General features: G+C 47.0%; 16 protein-coding genes. 10 read left to right on the top strand and 6 right to left on the bottom strand.

Annotation, left to right across the window (positions count from 1 at the left end):
* Positions 1–50 precede the first annotated feature (50 nt).
* From pyrD to rmf, 6 genes are all read left to right on the top strand, one after another.
* Positions 51–1058, top strand: coding sequence for a quinone-dependent dihydroorotate dehydrogenase (gene pyrD, locus HHX48_RS01890; RefSeq protein ID WP_191021937.1), 1008 nt, complete (start codon positions 51–53; stop codon positions 1056–1058).
* Positions 1059–1091: 33 nt separating this feature from the next.
* Entirely contained in the window at positions 1092–3191 is a 2100-nt protein-coding gene (gene rlmKL, locus HHX48_RS01885) for a bifunctional 23S rRNA (guanine(2069)-N(7))-methyltransferase RlmK/23S rRNA (guanine(2445)-N(2))-methyltransferase RlmL (protein WP_191021936.1), read from the top strand.
* The gene (locus tag HHX48_RS01880) at positions 3167–3412 is read left to right on the top strand and encodes a glutaredoxin family protein (protein WP_397541053.1); all 246 of its coding nucleotides are present in this window, start codon (positions 3167–3169) and stop codon (positions 3410–3412) included. The genes rlmKL and HHX48_RS01880 overlap by 25 nt, the downstream gene beginning before the upstream one ends.
* The gene (gene uup / locus HHX48_RS01875; protein ID WP_191021934.1) at positions 3409–5349 is read left to right on the top strand and encodes an ATP-binding cassette ATPase Uup; all 1941 of its coding nucleotides are present in this window, start codon (positions 3409–3411) and stop codon (positions 5347–5349) included. The genes HHX48_RS01880 and uup overlap by 4 nt, the downstream gene beginning before the upstream one ends.
* Positions 5350–5361: 12 nt before the next feature.
* The gene (locus HHX48_RS01870) at positions 5362–7113 is read left to right on the top strand and encodes a DUF3466 family protein (protein WP_191021933.1); all 1752 of its coding nucleotides are present in this window, start codon (positions 5362–5364) and stop codon (positions 7111–7113) included.
* Positions 7114–7403: 290 nt separating this feature from the next.
* Positions 7404–7580, top strand: coding sequence for a ribosome modulation factor (gene rmf, locus HHX48_RS01865; protein WP_139756215.1), 177 nt, complete (start codon positions 7404–7406; stop codon positions 7578–7580).
* Between the two features lie 45 nt (positions 7581–7625).
* Here rmf and fabA read toward each other — a convergent pair whose 3' ends face one another.
* Complete coding sequence (fabA, locus tag HHX48_RS01860) at positions 7626–8144, bottom strand: 3-hydroxyacyl-[acyl-carrier-protein] dehydratase FabA (RefSeq protein ID WP_191021932.1); 519 nt, start codon at positions 8142–8144, stop codon at positions 7626–7628.
* 236 nt (positions 8145–8380) lie between these two features.
* On the opposite strand from fabA, the gene HHX48_RS01855 reads away from it, so the two are divergent.
* On the top strand, positions 8381–8641 hold the full coding sequence (locus tag HHX48_RS01855; protein WP_191021931.1) for a hypothetical protein: 261 nt from the start codon (positions 8381–8383) through the stop codon (positions 8639–8641).
* 4 nt (positions 8642–8645) lie between these two features.
* On the opposite strand, the gene HHX48_RS01850 is transcribed toward HHX48_RS01855, so the two are convergent.
* Together HHX48_RS01850 and HHX48_RS01845 are read right to left on the bottom strand one after the other, a co-directional pair.
* Complete coding sequence (locus tag HHX48_RS01850) at positions 8646–10112, bottom strand: cryptochrome/deoxyribodipyrimidine photo-lyase family protein (protein WP_191021930.1); 1467 nt, start codon at positions 10110–10112, stop codon at positions 8646–8648.
* Positions 10109–11380 (bottom strand): DASH family cryptochrome, encoded by a 1272-nt coding sequence (locus HHX48_RS01845; protein WP_317983466.1) that lies wholly within the window; start codon positions 11378–11380, stop codon positions 10109–10111. Before HHX48_RS01845 ends, HHX48_RS01850 begins: the two co-directional genes overlap by 4 nt.
* Before the next feature lie 79 nt (positions 11381–11459).
* On the opposite strand from HHX48_RS01845, the gene HHX48_RS01840 reads away from it, so the two are divergent.
* The 3 genes from HHX48_RS01840 to HHX48_RS01830 are packed head-to-tail and all read left to right on the top strand — an operon-like array spanning position 11460 to position 14570.
* Positions 11460–12887, top strand: coding sequence for a cryptochrome/photolyase family protein (locus HHX48_RS01840; RefSeq protein ID WP_191021928.1), 1428 nt, complete (start codon positions 11460–11462; stop codon positions 12885–12887).
* Positions 12888–12889: 2 nt separating this feature from the next.
* A complete protein-coding gene (locus tag HHX48_RS01835) occupies positions 12890–14431 on the top strand; it encodes a cryptochrome/photolyase family protein (protein WP_191021927.1) in 1542 nt (513 codons plus the stop codon).
* A complete protein-coding gene (locus tag HHX48_RS01830; RefSeq protein ID WP_191021926.1) occupies positions 14418–14570 on the top strand; it encodes a DUF2256 domain-containing protein in 153 nt (50 codons plus the stop codon). Before HHX48_RS01835 ends, HHX48_RS01830 begins: the two co-directional genes overlap by 14 nt.
* On the opposite strand, the gene HHX48_RS01825 is transcribed toward HHX48_RS01830, so the two are convergent.
* The 3 genes from HHX48_RS01825 to HHX48_RS01815 all read right to left on the bottom strand — a co-directional run bounded on the left by HHX48_RS01825 (position 14564) and on the right by HHX48_RS01815 (position 17290).
* Entirely contained in the window at positions 14564–14875 is a 312-nt protein-coding gene (locus tag HHX48_RS01825; RefSeq protein ID WP_191021925.1) for a hypothetical protein, read from the bottom strand. The two genes, HHX48_RS01830 and HHX48_RS01825, sit on opposite strands and share 7 nt — an antisense overlap.
* A gap of 231 nt (positions 14876–15106) precedes the next feature.
* Entirely contained in the window at positions 15107–16498 is a 1392-nt protein-coding gene (locus HHX48_RS01820) for a S8 family peptidase (protein WP_191021924.1), read from the bottom strand.
* Positions 16499–16813: 315 nt separating this feature from the next.
* A complete protein-coding gene (locus HHX48_RS01815) occupies positions 16814–17290 on the bottom strand; it encodes a hypothetical protein (RefSeq protein WP_191021923.1) in 477 nt (158 codons plus the stop codon).
* Positions 17291–17949: the final 659 nt, after the last annotated feature.

The raw sequence follows: 17949 nt of genomic DNA, 5'->3' as shown, positions 1-17949 counted from the left end.
CGACGAAACTAAGCCCTGTCTGACAGGGCTTTTTTATAGCTTATAGTGATATGCTGACCATTGCCCAAAATCTGCTTCTTAAATGTGATCCCGAAAAAAGTCATGACTTTGCCCTAAAGTGGCTTAAGCGTACCCAACACACGCCGGCAAAATTGTTGTATAGCCAGCCGGTGCTGGAAAAGCCGGTGACCGTCGCGGGTGTGACCTTTCCTAATCCGATTGGATTGGCCGCAGGATTGGATAAGAACGGCGATTGTATTGATGCCTTCGCGGCGATGGGCTTTGGCTTTATCGAAATAGGTACGGTTACACCGCGTCCTCAACCGGGGAACCCGAAGCCCCGTTTATTTCGCATTGAAGAAAAACAGGCGATTATCAACCGCATGGGTTTCAATAACAAAGGTGTAGATTACCTGGTCGAAAACGTCAAAAAAGCAAAATTTAAAGGCGTCATCGGTATAAATATCGGGAAAAATAAAGATACTGAAGAGGCGAATGCGCTTGAGGATTATCTGATTTGTCTGAACAAGGTGTATCCTTACGCCAGCTATATTACCGTCAATATCTCCTCACCGAATACACCCGGACTTCGAAACCTGCAATATGGTGATGCGTTAGATGCGTTGTTAAAAGGGCTCAAAGACGCTCAGAAAAAGCTCACCGAAACACACGGACGCTATGTGCCTTTATTCATCAAGATTGCGCCGGATCTGTCGGACGAACAAATAGATAGCATCGCCGCATCCCTGCTTAATGCTAAGATGGATGGCGTAATTGCCACTAACACCACCCTTAGCCGCGATGCGGTGGAAGGTTTGAAGCATGCTGATGAAGCAGGGGGCTTAAGCGGTGCTGTATTAACGCAACAGGCAGAGCGAGTGACACAACGTTTGGCTGAGGCGTTAGGCAGAGAAATTCCTATTATTGGCGTGGGTGGCATTGATAGCGCCAAGGCGGCGCAGGACAGGCTCAATGCCGGCGCGTCGCTGGTCCAGGTCTATACTGCATTTATTTATCAGGGTCCTTCACTGATAAAGTCAATTGCCCGCGCAATCTAGTTTACAGCCGGTTCAGGCCGGCAAGGCATCATTATGAACACCATTTTAGTTACAACCAGTCGCGGACTGGATGAATTGCTTCGCGAAGAAATCGTTACCTTGTGTCCGGGTGCTGAGATAAAGATGTCGCCCGGCGCGCTGAGTTTTGCCGGCACACTTGAACAAGCGTACACGCTGTGTTTGTGGTCTCGTCTGGCCAATCGCGTCATCTGGGTATTAAATTCGGGAAAATGTGATTCAGCCGACGATCTTTACGCCATTGCTGATGGTATCGACTGGCAGCAGCAGCTTCGTGCCACAGACAGCCTGAGTGTTCTTTTTTCAGGTACCAATCGGGCTATCAACAATACCCAGTTTGGTGCGGTAAAGATTAAGGATGCGATTGTCGATCAGTTTATGCAAGAGGGTACACAGCGCCCCTCAGTGGAACGTCGACAACCCGACTTGCCCATTTATGCAAAGTGCCAGCGTGATCAGGTCACACTGGGGATTAATCTAAGCGGAAACAGCCTGCATCAGCGCGCCTATCGTCAGCAAACCGGCGATGCCCCCCTTAAGGAGCATATTGCCTGCGCGATGTTGATGCGATCTGGCTGGACTAGCGATATGCACAAACCACTGGCTGATATGATGTGTGGCTCGGGTACCGTAGCCATTGAAGCTGCCTATATCGCCAGAAATATCGCCCCGGGGATAAAGCGCATTTACTGGGGCTTTAACGGCTGGTTGGGTCACGATGCAACGCTTTGGGATAAACTGGTTGGTGATGCCCTGGCCAAACAACAGCCTGCATCAGGTACAATATTTGCCAGCGACGTCAGCAAAAAACTGATTAGTATTGCACGTAAAAACGCCGATGAAGCGGGCGTTTTTCACGATATTCAGTTTGCCTGTCAGGATGCGACCAAAGCCGCGCCACCGGAAAAAGAAAAAGGTTATCTGGTATCCAATCCCCCCTATGGTGAACGGCTGGGAGAACTGACTGATTTGCTACCTTTGTTTTCTCAATGGGGAAAACAGTTAAAGACCGCCTGGAAAGGCTGGCACGTCACGTTACTGTCAAGTAACCGTGACCTGTTAAGAGTTCTGAAACTGCGCGCAGCAAAAGATTACGCTATGAACAACGGCAAACTGGAGTGTCGTCTGGTCAATTATCGACTCGATGAGCAAAACTGCGAGCAGTTTTCAGACGATGCTGAGAACCATGAGTTCGCCAATCGGCTGCGTAAAAATCTCAAAAAGATGAAAAGCTGGGTCAAACAACAGGATACCAACTGCTATCGCATTTATGATGCCGATTTGCCAGACTACAATGTGGCCATTGACCGCTATGATGACTGGCTGGTTGTGCAGGAATATGCGCCGCCCAAAGATATCGACGAAAACAAAGCCCGACGCCGACTGCAGGAAGTGCTTTTGCACTTACCGGCGGTCACGGGCGTACCGTCTTCTAACATTTCTCTGAAAGTCAGAACCCGCCAGAAGGGGACTTCTCAGTATGAGAAGATGGACCAGAAAGGGGTTAAAAAAGTCATCTATGAAAATGGCGCGCGCTTATTGGTGAATTTAACTGATTATCTGGACACAGGCCTGTTTCTGGATCACCGCGAAACCCGCCAGCTAATAAAAAAGCTGTCACAGAATAAAGATGTGTTAAATCTATTCTCTTACACCGGTAGTGTGTCTGTCGCCGCTGCGCTGGGTAAGGCGCGTTCTGTATGTACAGTAGATATGTCTAATACCTACCTGGACTGGGCAAGGGAAAACTTTCGTTTAAACAAGCTGGGTGGTCCCTATGCATTTATCCAGGCTGATTGTACACAGTGGCTTGCTACTCACACTGCAAAATACGATCTGATTTTCATCGATCCGCCTTCTTTCTCAAATTCAAAACGAATGCAGGCGACCTGGGATGTCCAGCGCGATCATATTGCGATGTTGCGGGATGCAAATAAGTGTCTCAATGACGGCGGCACAATTGTGTTTTCAAATAATAAGCGCGGCTTCAAACTGGATGAACAGGCTATCAGCGACATGGGACTGAGCTGCGAAAACATCAGCGCGCAAACGATTCCCGGCGATTTTTCACGCCACCCGAATATACACAAATGCTGGATAATGAAGAAATGCTAATCGAATTATATACAGCCCCTGCCTGTTCGTTGTGCCAAAAAGCATTAACAATGATCCGTAGTATGGATACGCCACCACAGGTGACACTGGTCAATGTCCGTGACGACACCACTTTGTATCATGAGTATGGCGCCCGTATCCCGGTACTGAAGCGCACAGATACACAGCAAGAGCTGGGCTGGCCGTTTGATCAGCAGGCATTGAAAAGGTTTCTTGAATGAGCATTTTGCAACTTAAAAATATCACTGTCATCTATGGCAATCCGCCGCTGCTTAATGGCGTGGAATTGGTCGTTCAGCCCGGCGAGCGCGTGTGCCTGGTGGGTCGAAATGGTAGCGGCAAATCAACACTGATGAAGGTTATTGCCGGCGACATTATGGCTGATGATGGTCAGCGCATCATTGATAATAAAACTGTGGTTGCCCGACTGGAACAGGATCCGCCGCAGACCACAGATGTAACATTGTATGACTATGTGGCAGAGGGTCTTGCCGACATAGGTCAGGTACTGAAAGATTACTACCACCTGACCAGGCTTATCACCGACGATCCCAGTGATAAAAACCTGCTTCGTCTGGAAAAGCTCCAGGCTGAGATTGATGCCCGTGATGCCTGGCAGATCGAGCAACAAATAGCCCAGACGCTGACTATGCTTAAGCTTGACCCGGACGTTTCACTGACCGCGCTATCAGGCGGCTGGCGAAGAAAAGCCGCACTGGCAAGAGCGTTAGTCCGCTCGCCGGATTTGTTATTGCTGGATGAGCCGACCAACCACCTTGATATTGAAATGATCCGCTGGCTGGAACAAAGTCTCGTAAACTTTCAGGGCGCGATTGTTTTTGTCAGTCATGACCGGGCATTTATCCGCAATATGGCAACGCGAATTGTGGATTTGGACCGCGGCACATTAACCAGTTATCCGGGTGAATACGACAGTTACCTGGAAAAAAAGCAGGACGATTTAGAAGTAGAAGCGACGCATAACGCCGAGTTTGATAAAAAGCTGGCCCAGGAAGAAACCTGGATCAGACAGGGCATCAAAGCCAGACGGACGCGTAATGAGGGTCGCGTCAGGGCGTTGAAAAAGCTACGGGACGAGCGCAAATCCCGGCGTGAACTGCAGGGCAATGTCGTTGCCGCCCAGCATCAGGGAGTTCGCTCCGGAAAAATGGTGTTCGAGGTGAGTAATCTGTCCTATCAGATTGAAGACAAAACCATTGTTACTGATCTTGATTTAAATGTGTTACGGGGAGACAAGATAGCGCTTGTTGGCCCCAATGGCAGTGGTAAAACAACGCTGATAAAATTATTGCTGGGACAGCTTACGCCCGGCAATGGGCAGGTCAGGCAGGGGACCAATCTTGAGGTAGCCTACTTTGACCAGCATCGTTTCGGACTTGATTTAGAAAAGTCCGTGATTGATGCCGTCGGTGACGGCAAACGGGATCTGATGGTGAATGGCCATCCCCGTCATGTTATCAGCTATCTTCAGGATTATTTATTTTCACCTGATCGCGTCAATGCCCCTGTAAAGTCGCTTTCAGGTGGTGAAAAAAACCGACTGATGCTTGCCAAGCTGATGCTAAAACCCAGTAATGTACTGGTTCTGGATGAGCCGACCAATGATCTCGATGTCGAAACCCTTGAAATGCTCGAGACACTGCTGTCATCGTATCAGGGCACAGTGTTGCTGGTAAGTCACGACCGGGAGTTTGTTGATAATGTAGCAAGCAGTTGCCTCGTGTTTGAAGGCCACGGGCAGGTAAGGGAATTTGTGGGTGGCTTTTCCGATGTAGAGCAGTGGTATACAGCGCAGGAAAAGCAGCGCAGTGCGCAGAAAAAATCAGTACAAAAACAACGTACTGATGAAACTAAATCGACATCAGGAAGTTCTAAGGCAAAGTCTTCTGTCAGCAAACCGAAAAAGTTATCATACAAAGACCAGAGAGAACTTGAAACACTTCCGCAACAAATAGAGGCGCTGGAAGATAAGCTCAGTGCGCTTCAGGAAGAAGTAAACTCTCCCGAATTTTTTAAGCAGGACAGTGATAGCACTGCCAGTACGCTCAAAACGCTGGAAGAAACCGAGGCCGCGTTAACTGAGAAATACGCGCGCTGGGACGAATTAGAAAGCATGCTGGAAGAGACTCAGCAGTAAATAGGATAGTACATGAAATTAAAACAGCTTGCCGCCGCCATGGTAATGGCTACGGGCAGTGCATCAGCACTGGCTGCCACTTACGATGTCACCCCTTTACCGGTAACCGATATTGCTAAAAGTAATTTTGGTAAATCCATTGATAATACAGGTACGATGCTTACTGCCGTATCACAGGAATTTAGCCCACGCATCGATGTGGCATTGCTTGAGGAAAGCGGCTTTTTTGATGCGGTGACTACACTTGAGAACCCTGAAGATGCCAGACAAGGTGTCTTTACCTCCATCGACTATCAAATCATCGTGAACACGTTACAGAGTAACAATAACCTGGGCAGTATGGTCTACCCGGCGCTGGCAGATTTTCGTTCCTACGTAACCGATACGGTCGACGCAGAGCTGGTTCCCGGGCTCGACACCCTGGTCGATGGTGAGGACAGTTACACGCAAACCGCTGAGTCAATAGCCAGAGACAGTATCAGCAGAGACTTTATTGTCGGTTCATCTGAACTGCCATTTACTCGAGTGCCTATCGTCAATGAAGACGGAGAAGACGATTACATTTATATCAGTGAAGGCCTCGAGCAAGCGTATGCACAGGTGAATGGTCAGGCTATCCGACTGCCGCCTCCCGATGACTTGTTAAACGGCTATGCCACCGCGTATGCCGTAAATGACGCGTTTCAGGTAGCCGGGTTCGGTACGACGGATTTCAATGAGGCCATACGAGAAGATATCGACGATTGCTATGATGAAGAGATTCGCGGCGATACGCCTCTGGAACTTTGTCTGAAAAACATCATTTATCAGCGCCGCCCGTCCGGAAGAAATATCACTTTAGTTTATCCGCTAAAGATTTCCTCACAGATAAGACCGGTCATTTGGACCCTCAATGCTTCTGGTGAAATTGTGGACACCGTCAGCTACCCACTTGTTTATGAGCCAGAGGGTGACCAGTTAAATGCTTATAACTACGGACGGGCATATGACATCAATAACAACGGTATTGCTGTTGGTCTCTCTGCGACCGATAAAACTCTGACACTAGCGCGCTTAGGCGCAAACAATGTCCGGGAACGCGGTGAAGTCGCCGCGGTATTCGCCAACGGGGAAACGACCGAGTTACTTAACCGTGATGACAATGCCCAAAGCCGCGCTCTGTCGATTAACGATCAGAACTGGGTTACCGGGTATGTCACACGCGAACCTAACAGTGTGGCCCGTAACTTCCTGTTTGCTTATAACCTGGATACCGATGAGTCATTCTACCCGCAGGGCTTTTTTGAAAACGGACAAACGGAGCCTGCCGCCATCAATAATAACAATATTATTGTGGGCGCTTCACAGTTTGAACCGCAAATCTCCGGGCGCGATCCTGAAAACCACGCCTTTATGTACACCATCGGTGACGAAGAGATAGTTGACCTGAACAGGCTAACCAGCTGCGACAGTGAATATTTGCTTGTCGATGCGATTGATATCAATGATAACAACGAAATTATCGCGAACGCACTGATTCGCCGTCCTGCGCAATATATTGATGGTGAATTGATGCTTGATGAAAACGGCGAGCAGGATCTTGAAGATCGCGTTGTTGCTGTCAAGCTTACACCGAATCCGAATGGCGAAATAGAAACCTGTGAAGAAGGTGATGCCGGTGATATTGAAGGTGAAAAATTTGAGCGAAGTGGTGCAGCATTCTCTGTATCTGCACTTTTAGCATTATTTGGTTTTGCTGGTTTCAGACGCTACCAGCGTCGATAATATTGGTTGTAATTTAACCTGTTAAAGAGCCCCGTTGGACAATTTAAATCCCCGGGGCTTTTTTGTTTCGCTTATTATTTATACATTTGAAAAATAACCGTAAAAAAAAATAGTACCAGCTTTCATTTGGTTATTATCTGTCAAGAGAATTTTTTGTGAAATTTACTTGAACCTTCAGCATCGAGTGACTATCACAATAAGGTACGCATTCAAAAACAGCACTCGCCGACCAAACAGCTTAGGAGTGACTGCATTGATTGTGTGCATAATCTGACAAAAGAGGCTAATCAATGAAACGACAAAAAAGAGACAAATTGACTCGCGCCCATGCGAAAGGGTATCAGGCTGGTATCAGCGGTCGCTCAAAAGAAAACTGTCCATTTCAATCGTTTGATACACGTTCACATTGGCTGGGAGGATGGCGTGAAGCCGTAGAAGACCGCAGTGTCGGTCTGGCCGTACGTTAAAAATCTCTTTGACGTTTAAGTAAGCCCCGAGTTCGGGGCTTTTTTTTAAAAATTCGATGTATCCTGGAACAGCCCGACTTTCAAATCTTTCGCCGAGTAAATTTCACGGCCATCGACTTCTACGATACCGTCAGCCATTCCCATAAATAATTTGCGTTTGATTACGCGCTTCAGGTTTATCCGGTAGGTCACTTTTTTCGCGGTAGGCAAAATCTGACCGGTGAATTTGACTTCACCCACGCCCAGAGCCCTGCCTTTCCCGGGGCCGCCACTCCAGCCTAAGAAAAATCCGACTAGTTGCCACATGGCGTCTAACCCAAGACATCCGGGCATGACCGGGTCGCCGGGAAAGTGACATTCAAAAAACCACAAATCAGGATGGATATCCAGTTCAGCAACAATCTCTCCTTTGCCGTATTCACCGCCATCGTCTTTAATGGAAACGATTCGATCCATCATCAGCATATTAGGGGCGGGCAACTGACTGTTGCCAGGGCCAAACATTTCACCGCGGCTGCAGGCTAAAAGGTCGTCACGACTAAAGCTATTTTGTTGTTGAGACATATTCTCTCTTCTAATTATGGATTCAGCGGCATAATTTAGCGAACACTTGTACGCTAAACAACTCTGAACAGTGATTTTCTCAATTTTTTTACTCTACGCCCGTTTATACTGTATTTTTAGCAGCTGCTGTGTTGTTTAACGAAAGCTTCACAAAGACAAACGCAAAATTAAGGCTGGGCGAGCGTAATTTTACCTGTAGTATAGACATCAGCCTGATGAGTGTTTAACGTTGACCCATGGTAGAAAAGAAAAAAGCGAATCCTAAGGCAAATGCCGACAAGCAGCGCCGCTTTCGGGAAAAGCAGCGCGAAGCTGGACGAAAGATGGTACGTGGCTACGTGTCGCCTGAAGCTATGCGTTGTTACGATGAAATGAGAGACAAGACCGGCTGGAGTGATAACGAAATGTTGTCAAACTCAATTCGGGTCATGTATGCGGCGTATAAGTGTGGTCAGATAAAGCTTCTCAATGAATGGCTTAAAGACCACAAACGATAACGCTTCAGTGCTTATCCTTTGGCAGGCTATGCCGATTAATTATTCGCGCTGACTCTTCAATAACCTCTGGTCGCTTTCTGTAAGCCCACAATGTGTTCCGTATCATCGGCCCGCGCGCATCCATATCAATAATTGGCTGTCGATAGCGTTCAGGAATATGAATATTCTCCATGGTAAGGATCAGGGCGGGAATATTCCAGGGTGTATGAATGTAGGCGCCAGGTACGTGCATGAGTGCCGGGATCCATTTTTTTATAAACTGACCGTCGCTATCCAGCACTTTAGATTGCTTTACCGGGTTATACAGCCTGATGGTATTGGTGCCGGTTATGCCTGCCTGCATCTGAATCTGCGGATAATGTATACCGGGTTCAAAATCAAGAAACTGTCCTGCCAGATATTCTGCAACGCGTCGCCAGTCGAGGTTTAACCAGTGACAGGCGAAGCTAACAATCATCGCCCGCATCCTGAAGTTGAGGTAACCCGTTATGTTTAGCGCGCACATACAGGCATCAACAAGTGGAAAGCCGGTTTCCCCGTTTCGCCATTTTTCAAACAACCACTGCGCCACAGGACCGTCTTCATAGGCAAAATCGCTGTATCCTTTGTTTACACTGCGCCATTGCATGGCATGCTCACTTTCAAACTTTTGCACAAAATGATCATGCCAGGCGATACGCTCGGAAAAGGCGTTAATGGCAAGCTTGTGGTCAGGATTTCGACCACTGATCGTCTTCACGTACTGATAGATTTGTCGTGTGCTTATGTTGCCAAAAGCAATATAGGGGCTTAAACGGCTGCAGCTACGTCTGGCGGCCTCCGGATAAGAAATGTCGGTGTGGTAGCGGGTGTAGCGGGTTTTAAAAAAGCTCTTAAGCACCGACCAGGCGCGCTGTTCACCACCTGGCTGACGCTGCAGCTGAGACAACGGTAAGGGATGGGTCATGGGCTCTGGCTGGGATATATACTGCCAGTTAATAGTATCCAGCGGTATATCGCTACAAGGCTGATGATAAAATGCCTGCCATTGTTTTTGCCAGTCATGACGATGGGTTAACCCCCTGATCACTGCCGACTGTGCATATTCCTGCCATTTTACTGAATGACGTTCACACCATTGAGCGATTGCTCTGTCGCGCGTATAGGTATTCATCAGGCCTGTTTCCATGTGCGAAAACAGGGAACGTATTGTGAATCGTTTATGAAGATAATCAAACACGGATACTGCAGAATCAAATCCCAGCCAGACCTGTGTGCTCATTGGCCTGAGCTGTGCATTGAGGTTGGTAATACTGTCGATAACAAATTGCCAGTGTCGGGCAGAAAAATGCGGGTCTTTGAGTAACTCAGGCTCAAACAGATAAACCAGAAGCACCGGGTTCTGGCTTTTTGCCGCTTCTATTAACGGTTGGTGATCCCGCAATCGTAAATCGCGTTTGAGCCAGACGATATCGATGGCTGCGTTAGTCATCGCAGCCAGTGAGTTATATAAGCGCGATCGGGATCATAGCGCTCAGTCTGGGCCTGTATATCAAACTTGCGCTGTCCTCGGGGATCACTGCCGCCACCGGCCAGATAGAGCCAGTTCCCCCAGTTACTGGCAACGTCATAATCGATGAGCATGTATTCAAAATACGCAGCGCCATAACGCCAATGCTGATTGAGTTCGTGAATAAAAAAGCTGGCACACAACTGGCGAGCCCGGTTGGACAAAAAGCCGGTAGCGTTGAGCTGCCTCATTCCCGCATCCACTATGTCACACCCGGTTTTGCCCGCGCACCAAGCCTGATAAATATCGCTTTCGAAGTTGTTATTGGGCTTATGCTTTTTATAGCCGCCGGCAGCAAACAGTAAGTGCCCATGCTTTTTTAATTGCAACCGGAAAAACTCGCGCCAGAGTAGTTCGAAATACAACCAGTAGGTGGAGTCATTTTTAACAACATGTTGCTCATAATTTTTGATTCGGTACGCCACACGCCGGGGCGACAGCATTCCGGCAGCTAACCAGGCCGATAACTTACTTGAAAAGTCCCATCCCATCAGACCATTGCGGGTTTCCTTATAATGGGAGAGATTTTCTGTCTCCTCGAAATAATAATCAAGTTGTGCCAGACCAGAACGCTCACCACCGTACCAGGTCTTTGCAATGCTACCGTCCGACGTGTCGGGCAGGGCAGCGGCATGGATGTGTTCCGGCGAGGGTTTAAGGTGGGCAGGCGGTGCTGTTGGCGTAATGACATCAACGTTACCTTCTATTTTCTTGCGCCACGGCGTAAAGGTGTTATCCACGTCAGCAAGTGCCATGGGTAAAGAGTGCTCATCAAATAATGTCTCTTTCGTATCGATGTGCCAGTTTATATGGCCAAGATTCTGTATTAGCTGTTCACGTTGTCTTGTTTCATAAACACCATCCAGGCAGGTCATACCAATGTCGGTGACTTCGTATTTTGCACACAGCGCTGGCAGTATCGTTTCAGGCTCACCATCTGATATAACCAGATGCTGTTTCAATGCTGATAGTTGTGCCTGCAAGTCATCAAGGCCCTGGCGAATAAACTGCTGCCGGTGCTCACCAACTGCGGGCCACCCGAAAGCATTTGGCGTCAACGCACTCATGTTATCGAAATAAACTAAAATCAGTCTGTCGACAACTGAATTTAATTTAATTAACGAAGGCATATCATCCAAGCGCAGATCACGCGTGAACCAGTATAATCCGGTACGTTGAGTCGTAGTCACAGGCCATTGAAATTTTAGATCATTTGATGGCTAGCTACGTATACGAGCAAAACAAAGACCATAAAAAGAAGAGGCTACCGTGACCGTACCCGTAAGTATAATGTGGTTCAAAAAGGACCTGCGCGTAAAAGATAACCCGGCGCTGAATGCGGCCTGTGATGCGGGTAAAATCATACCTGTCTATATATTCGACACGAGCGCGCCCGACGGCAGACTACCGGGAGCGGCCAGCAAATGGTGGTTGCACGAATCACTGAAAAAGCTTGATGAACGGCTTAATGGGCATCTGCAAATATTCAAAGGGGAAGCAAAGGATATTATCCCTGAGTTAATGGATGCTTTCGGCACCAGGCATATATTCTGGAACCGCCTGTATGAACCCTGGGCTATCCGTCGCGATAAGGCGCTGAAAAAGCAACTTGAGGACAATGACTTTAAGGTACACAGTTTCAATGGAAGCCTGTTGTGGGAGCCAATGAAAATTGAAACGAAAAGTGGTACGCCATATAAGGTATATACGCCGTTTTATAAAAAAGGCTGCCTGCAGGCGGCAGAGCCTCGTTATCCCAAAGCCCCACCGGCCCGTATTACCTATGCCGACGTGCCTGATAAAAGTGACGGATTGGATGCCCTTGAGCTGCTGCCAGACATTAACTGGCACGAGGATATTCAGGCAACCTGGAAACCTGGCGAGGATGGCGCCGCCGATCGGCTGAGCACATTTATTAACGATGCCGCGCAGCAATATGACGAGCAGCGCGATCTGCCTGCAGTAGAAGGCACCTCCTGCCTTTCACCGCACTTGCACTGGGGGGAGATGTCTCCTAATCAGGTCTGGTACGCTATCAAAGACAAGTTTGGCGATAGTGAAAATAAAGATATTGATACCTTCCTCAGTGAGCTGGGGTGGCGGGAATTCAGTTATTATCTGCTGTACCACTTTCCGGACATGGTGGATAAAAACTTTAATGACAAGTTTGACAAATTCAACTGGCGATACAGCGAGAAGGACTTGAAGGCCTGGCAAAAAGGCCAGACCGGCATCCCTATTGTTGATGCCGGAATGCGCCAGCTCTGGCAACGCGGCTGGATGCATAACCGGGTTCGGATGATTGTAGGTTCTTTTCTGGTAAAAAATCTTCTTATGCACTGGCATCAGGGAGAACAGTGGTTCTGGGATTGCCTGGTGGACGCCGATTTAGCGAATAATACGGCGGGATGGCAGTGGGTAGCGGGTTCTGGTGCCGACGCCGCGCCTTATTTCAGAGTGTTTAACCCTGTCCTGCAAGGCGAAAAATTTGATAAAGAAGGAGAATATGTCAGTCAGTACTGTCCGGAGTTAAAGGACCTTCCTAAAAAGTATATTCACAAACCATGGGAAGCGCCTGATGATATTTTAAAGGATGCTGGTATAACCCTGGGAGAGGATTATCCTGAGCCATTGGTAGATCTTAAAGCTAGTCGCAAACGTGCGCTTGAAGCGTTTGATGAAATCAAGGGAGGCTAGCGATGAGCGGAACATTGCGCCTGATTTTGGGCGATCAGTTAACTGAGACCCTGCCGATATTGCAGGATGCAGCGCGCAGTGAAGACATTATTCTGATGGCGGAAGTCAAAGAAGAAGCGACCTACGTAAAACATCATAAAAAGAAAATCGCCTTTTTATTTTCGGCCATGCGACATTTTGCAGAAGGATTAAAAAGGAACAATTATCAGGTTCGGTATCGCTGCTATGACGATGAAGAAAATCAGGGCAGCTTGTTAAAAGAAGTCCAGCTTGCGCTTGAACAAACCGGTTGTAACAAGGTTATTGTCACCGCTCCCGGTGAGTATCGGCTGCTAAAGAGTATGGAGCAGTGGGAAAATCAGCTTGGCGTACCTGTTACAATACTGGAAGATAGCCGCTTTTATTCAACTACCGCGGAGTTCGATGAGTGGGCGCAGGATCGAAAAACCATGCGCATGGAGTTCTTTTACCGTGAAATGCGTAAAAAGACAGGCGTGCTTATGGAAGATGGCAATCCTGTAGGTGGAAAATGGAACTATGATGAAAAAAACCGTGAGTCATTGCCAGCTTCTAAATCTGTTCCTGAGCCGACAACGTTCTCGCCTGATGATATTACCGAATCAGTAATAGCACTGGTAGAAAACGAATTTGCCGGGCACTTTGGCGATCTTTCGCCATTTCATTTTGCAGTTACGCGTGAACAAGCACTTACCGTACTTGAGGAGTTTATCGAACAGCGGTTACCTGAGTTTGGTAAATATCAGGATGCTATGCGACACAATGCTCCCTGGCTTTTTCATTCGCATCTGTCGTTCTATATCAACTGCGGGCTTCTGTCGCCTCGCGAGGTTATAGAACAAGCTGAAGCCGCTTATCATGCTGGCACTGCACCACTGAATTCAGTCGAAGGCTTTATCCGGCAAATTCTTGGTTGGCGGGAATTCGTCAGGGGATTTTACTGGCATTACATGCCCGGACTGGCCACTGACAATTACTTTAATGCAGACCGCGACCTTCCCGATTTTTTCTGGGATGGTTACACCAATATGAATTGCATGCGCCAGTGCATTACTGACACTAAAAACAATGCGTATGCACATCATATTCAGCGTTTAATGGTAATAGGTAACTTTTCGTTGTTAACAGAGTTGGATCCCGTGCAGGTCCAGCAGTGGTATTTGCTGGTTTATGCTGATGCCTATGAGTGGGTAGAACTGCCAAATGTATCTGCCATGATTCTTTTTGCTGATGGCGGTAATCTTGCCAGCAAACCTTATGCGGCGAGCGGAAGCTATATCAACAGAATGTCCGACTATTGCAAAAATTGTGGCTATAGCGTATCGAAAAAAACCGGTGAGAAAGCTTGCCCGTTTAATTACCTGTACTGGCGATTTCTGGATAAAAACAAAGATAAGCTTAAAGATAACCCTCGAATGGGTTTGGTTTATAAAAGCTATGAGCGCATGGATGACACAAAAATTCAGGCTATGCGCGATGATGGAGCCATATTTTTAAGAAAGATCAGCAACAATGAAGAAGTCTGATTTACCTGAAAAAATCTGTCCGGTGTGTCAACGGCCGTTTACGTGGCGTAAGAAGTGGGAAAAAGACTGGCAGGACGTAAAGTATTGCTCGAAACGCTGTGCAGGGCAGCGAAAAGGCAAAAAAAACGCGGTTCAGTGAATTACTTTTGCCTGTTCGCAGAGGTACCAATGACCGTGCCGAAAGCGCATTTCAAATAATTGGACAGGGCGGGGCGATTGTGGAGACAACTCCAGTTTAACAATATCAGCATTGATACGATGACAGTGGAGTGTAGCACCGTTGGACAAGCGGGTAGCGATTTGTTCTGACTCGCTGGGGAACCAGATATCGCGTATAAGATAGTTAAATAGCTTGCAGAACAAACTGATGGCATCAGTTGTCGTACTGGCATTCTCTGAACAATGAATACAAAAGCTTTCTGGATGCGAAGTTTGAACGTGCATGTACTGCTCCTTGTTGTAAGAAGTTGTACTACACGGCTCAACAAAATTTAGTGTAGTTTGCGATACTTTCAAAAGCCAATAAAAATTCAATTTTCTCGTACTTTTTTGCTAACTTATTGATCTGTATCACCTCCTATAAGTAAGCTTTTGGAAAGGTAAATACTACTTTGGCAACCTTTTGATAAGCATAAAAAAACCGGCAATGAAGCCGGTTTCTTATGCTTAGCTATATTATTCAGTCGGGCTATATACTGCACCGTGACCGTGTATGTCATCACGGCCAGGTTTGCCCAGATCCTGAGACAGTTTACGCATTTCAGCCTCAACCTGTGCAGGATCCATGTGGCCACCATTCGCGCCGATAATCAGCGCTGCAACACCAGCTGCATGTGGTGATGCCATTGAAGTACCCACTGACCAGTAGTAACCGCCGTTACCAGTACTGAATACGAAATCAAATACATAGCAAACGCGGGTCAGGCCGGCAACGGTACATGCATCCATGCCACCTGGGACGTATAGCGAGGTGTAGTCACCACCTGGAGCAGAAAATTCAATTTCTGACTGGCCATAGTTTGAGTAAATTGCCAGATTTTTCAGGTCAGTATCCGGATTTTTACCCCACAAAACCGGGCCCGTTGCCGAAATTGACATCACTGAAGGCAGGCCTGATGGCAAGTGTACCAGGCTGTCAGTTTTGTCGTAATCAGTGGCATCGTTACCTGCAGAGGCAATCAGCGTCACGCCTTTTCTTTTAGCGTATGCCGCAGCTTTACCGTAGCTTGCGATAAACTGCGCAATGCCGTCTTTGCCGCCCGGCGCATAACGAATATCATCAGACGTGTCATAAGGGGTATCGTTAACATCAAATAATCCGTTACGACGTATAGACAAACCCAGACTCATGTTGATGACGTCCACGTCATTGTCAGCTGCGTAAACCATGGCCTGCATGGTGGCATAGGAGCTACCGGAGCCTGTATCGGCAGAAAGTGATTTGAGGATAACCAGCTCGGCTTCTGGCGCTACACCAATGGTACCGACACCGTTATCTGCTGCAGCGATAGTACCTGCAGTGTGACTTCCATGGTTGAAAGCGTCTGGTCCAGCGTAGTCCCAGGGCTCATCAATAAAAGATTTGCTAAGCGCTACATTGATATTGGGTTGCAGATCAGGATGCGTGGCATCAGCACCGCTATCTATTACACCAACGCGAACACCGTAGCCGCGGTGGCCAGCATTCCAGGCGTCTACTGCGCCTACAGATTCATGACCCCATTGTAAATCGAAGAAGCCATCATCTTCACCGCTTGAAGGTGGGTTGGAATATTCAACATCGGTGACTGCCATAGATGCATTTTTAGCAACATCCACTTTCGGTACATAAGCAGTCGCATCCGGCACCATCGTCAGACCTGAATTCAGTGCAGTATCGACACTGTCAAAACTTACCTGACACACGCCAATTTGCGGAATACAGCTGTTTAACGTTCCGCCCGCTTTGGCGACTTGTTTCTCTATTTTGCTCTGATTGAACTTACCATTTGTATCTAGAATAAAATCGACCGCCTGAGCTTGCGAAAACGCAAGGGACAAGCCAAGACATAGCATGGTCTTCTTCATAACATGGGTTCCTTAATTATTATAGTAGAGTGCCTCTTTTTCTTTAATGTTGGGAGAGGCTGAATCCATCGTTCAATAATCCAACAACTATGTCAACAATGCGACGCAAAATACTTAATTAAAAATGCATGTGTTAATAAAATTTCATCTTATGGGAATGGTGAAAGATAAGTGGGTAAAGTAGGGGGCTTAACCCTGAGATTAATAATGCTAAAGGCGAGATCCTGCCTGTTCAGAGTTGGGATCAGGAATGTGTGGTAGCAAATATCTACTGCAAGTGCATCATATTCAGATAGCTATATTTAAGGCGTTCACTCAGCCCACAACAATAAAGAAGCAGCAAACTAAATACAGTGTCGCCAACGTTGATTTTTGTTGACCAGTGAGACTGAAGGGAAAAACCATACCATTTACCAGCGAGTCACAATTACTGCTACAGTTCAGGCGGGCCATATGCAGCATTAACTTAGAAAAGACGCTATTGAAGATACCGCAGCCAATGCGCTTGATATCAACAGACAGATTAGTGATATGCGTAGATTTAACATTGGCGAAGGCTCTTGGAATAAACCAGTAAAATCTCATACGGCCAGTACAATCAGGATCTTCGATAAATGAACACAATGGGCAAGTTTTAAAGCAGCTACTTTGATAGCTGCGTTTTCCTGGGGCGAAGACGAAGAGCGTCTGGATGTAACGTTGCTTACTCAACGTAATGTTGAAACCTGATGAACGCAGGTAAATAACAGTAAGCAAAATAGCCAGAATTTCTTCTCGATTAATCCATGCCACAGCTGTTCTCGAAACACTGAATTACAGGGACAACATAGATATAAAACTATCTTAAAACTCACCAACGCGCAGCCAGCAGAAGCGTCATGAAAACAGCCAGACACCCCATACCATCACAATAGCTAATTGCGCATAATGTATATTATGTTAAATATACTATTATTCTTAATATGCCGTGACCCGCTTCACTGACAGGCATCGGAGAGACTCTATTCACCAGGCTGTTCCAATAACATCGTTTATTTTGCACCTTCATGACATCAGCTTGTCTCGCCAATTTGATGCAACAAGCGTTAGTTATAACTGGTATCAATTCACTATTTGTTTCAGTTACTTCAGGCTTTAATTCTGACACATGCTTGCGCCCTGATAACAGAATCAATTTCTGTTTATCAGCATGAGCATTCACACACACCAATTATTACGTAATCAGGACTGTACGCCTCAACTGCATTTCCACATCGGTTATTGTAAATCAATATACTGCTAGATGAGTTCTGCAATATTGTTCTACGTGAATTCTATAGTACATAGCCCCTGATTTTACTTCAGATTTCACACAGCGCAGCATTGTTCGTGTAGCGCTTCTTGCTGCCAATCTACCATTTGAGCGTTTACATGAGGTAATACATGGCGTCTGGCAAAATCTGGCTTAGCTT

Origin of the sequence: Salinimonas profundi (genome assembly GCF_014750655.1) — a bacterium.
Classification (GTDB): Bacteria; Pseudomonadota; Gammaproteobacteria; order Enterobacterales; family Alteromonadaceae; genus Alteromonas; species Alteromonas profundi_A.
This window is presented reverse-complemented; position numbering and strand designations above follow the sequence as displayed.

Bases quoted from the DNA above. Each gene is read 5' to 3' on its own strand.
- pyrD (WP_191021937.1), top strand. From the start codon at position 51: ATGCTGACCATTGCCCAAAATCTGCTTCTTAAATGTGATCCCGAAAAA.
- rlmKL (WP_191021936.1), top strand. From the start codon at position 1,092: ATGAACACCATTTTAGTTACAACCAGTCGCGGACTGGATGAATTGCTT.
- HHX48_RS01880 (WP_397541053.1), top strand. From the start codon at position 3,167: ATGCTGGATAATGAAGAAATGCTAATCGAATTATATACAGCCCCTGCC.
- uup (WP_191021934.1), top strand. From the start codon at position 3,409: ATGAGCATTTTGCAACTTAAAAATATCACTGTCATCTATGGCAATCCG.
- HHX48_RS01870 (WP_191021933.1), top strand. From the start codon at position 5,362: ATGAAATTAAAACAGCTTGCCGCCGCCATGGTAATGGCTACGGGCAGT.
- rmf (WP_139756215.1), top strand. From the start codon at position 7,404: ATGAAACGACAAAAAAGAGACAAATTGACTCGCGCCCATGCGAAAGGG.
- fabA (WP_191021932.1), bottom strand. From the start codon at position 8,144: ATGTCTCAACAACAAAATAGCTTTAGTCGTGACGACCTTTTAGCCTGC.
- HHX48_RS01855 (WP_191021931.1), top strand. From the start codon at position 8,381: ATGGTAGAAAAGAAAAAAGCGAATCCTAAGGCAAATGCCGACAAGCAG.
- HHX48_RS01850 (WP_191021930.1), bottom strand. From the start codon at position 10,112: ATGACTAACGCAGCCATCGATATCGTCTGGCTCAAACGCGATTTACGA.
- HHX48_RS01835 (WP_191021927.1), top strand. From the start codon at position 12,890: ATGAGCGGAACATTGCGCCTGATTTTGGGCGATCAGTTAACTGAGACC.
- HHX48_RS01830 (WP_191021926.1), top strand. From the start codon at position 14,418: ATGAAGAAGTCTGATTTACCTGAAAAAATCTGTCCGGTGTGTCAACGG.
- HHX48_RS01825 (WP_191021925.1), bottom strand. From the start codon at position 14,875: ATGCACGTTCAAACTTCGCATCCAGAAAGCTTTTGTATTCATTGTTCA.
- HHX48_RS01820 (WP_191021924.1), bottom strand. From the start codon at position 16,498: ATGAAGAAGACCATGCTATGTCTTGGCTTGTCCCTTGCGTTTTCGCAA.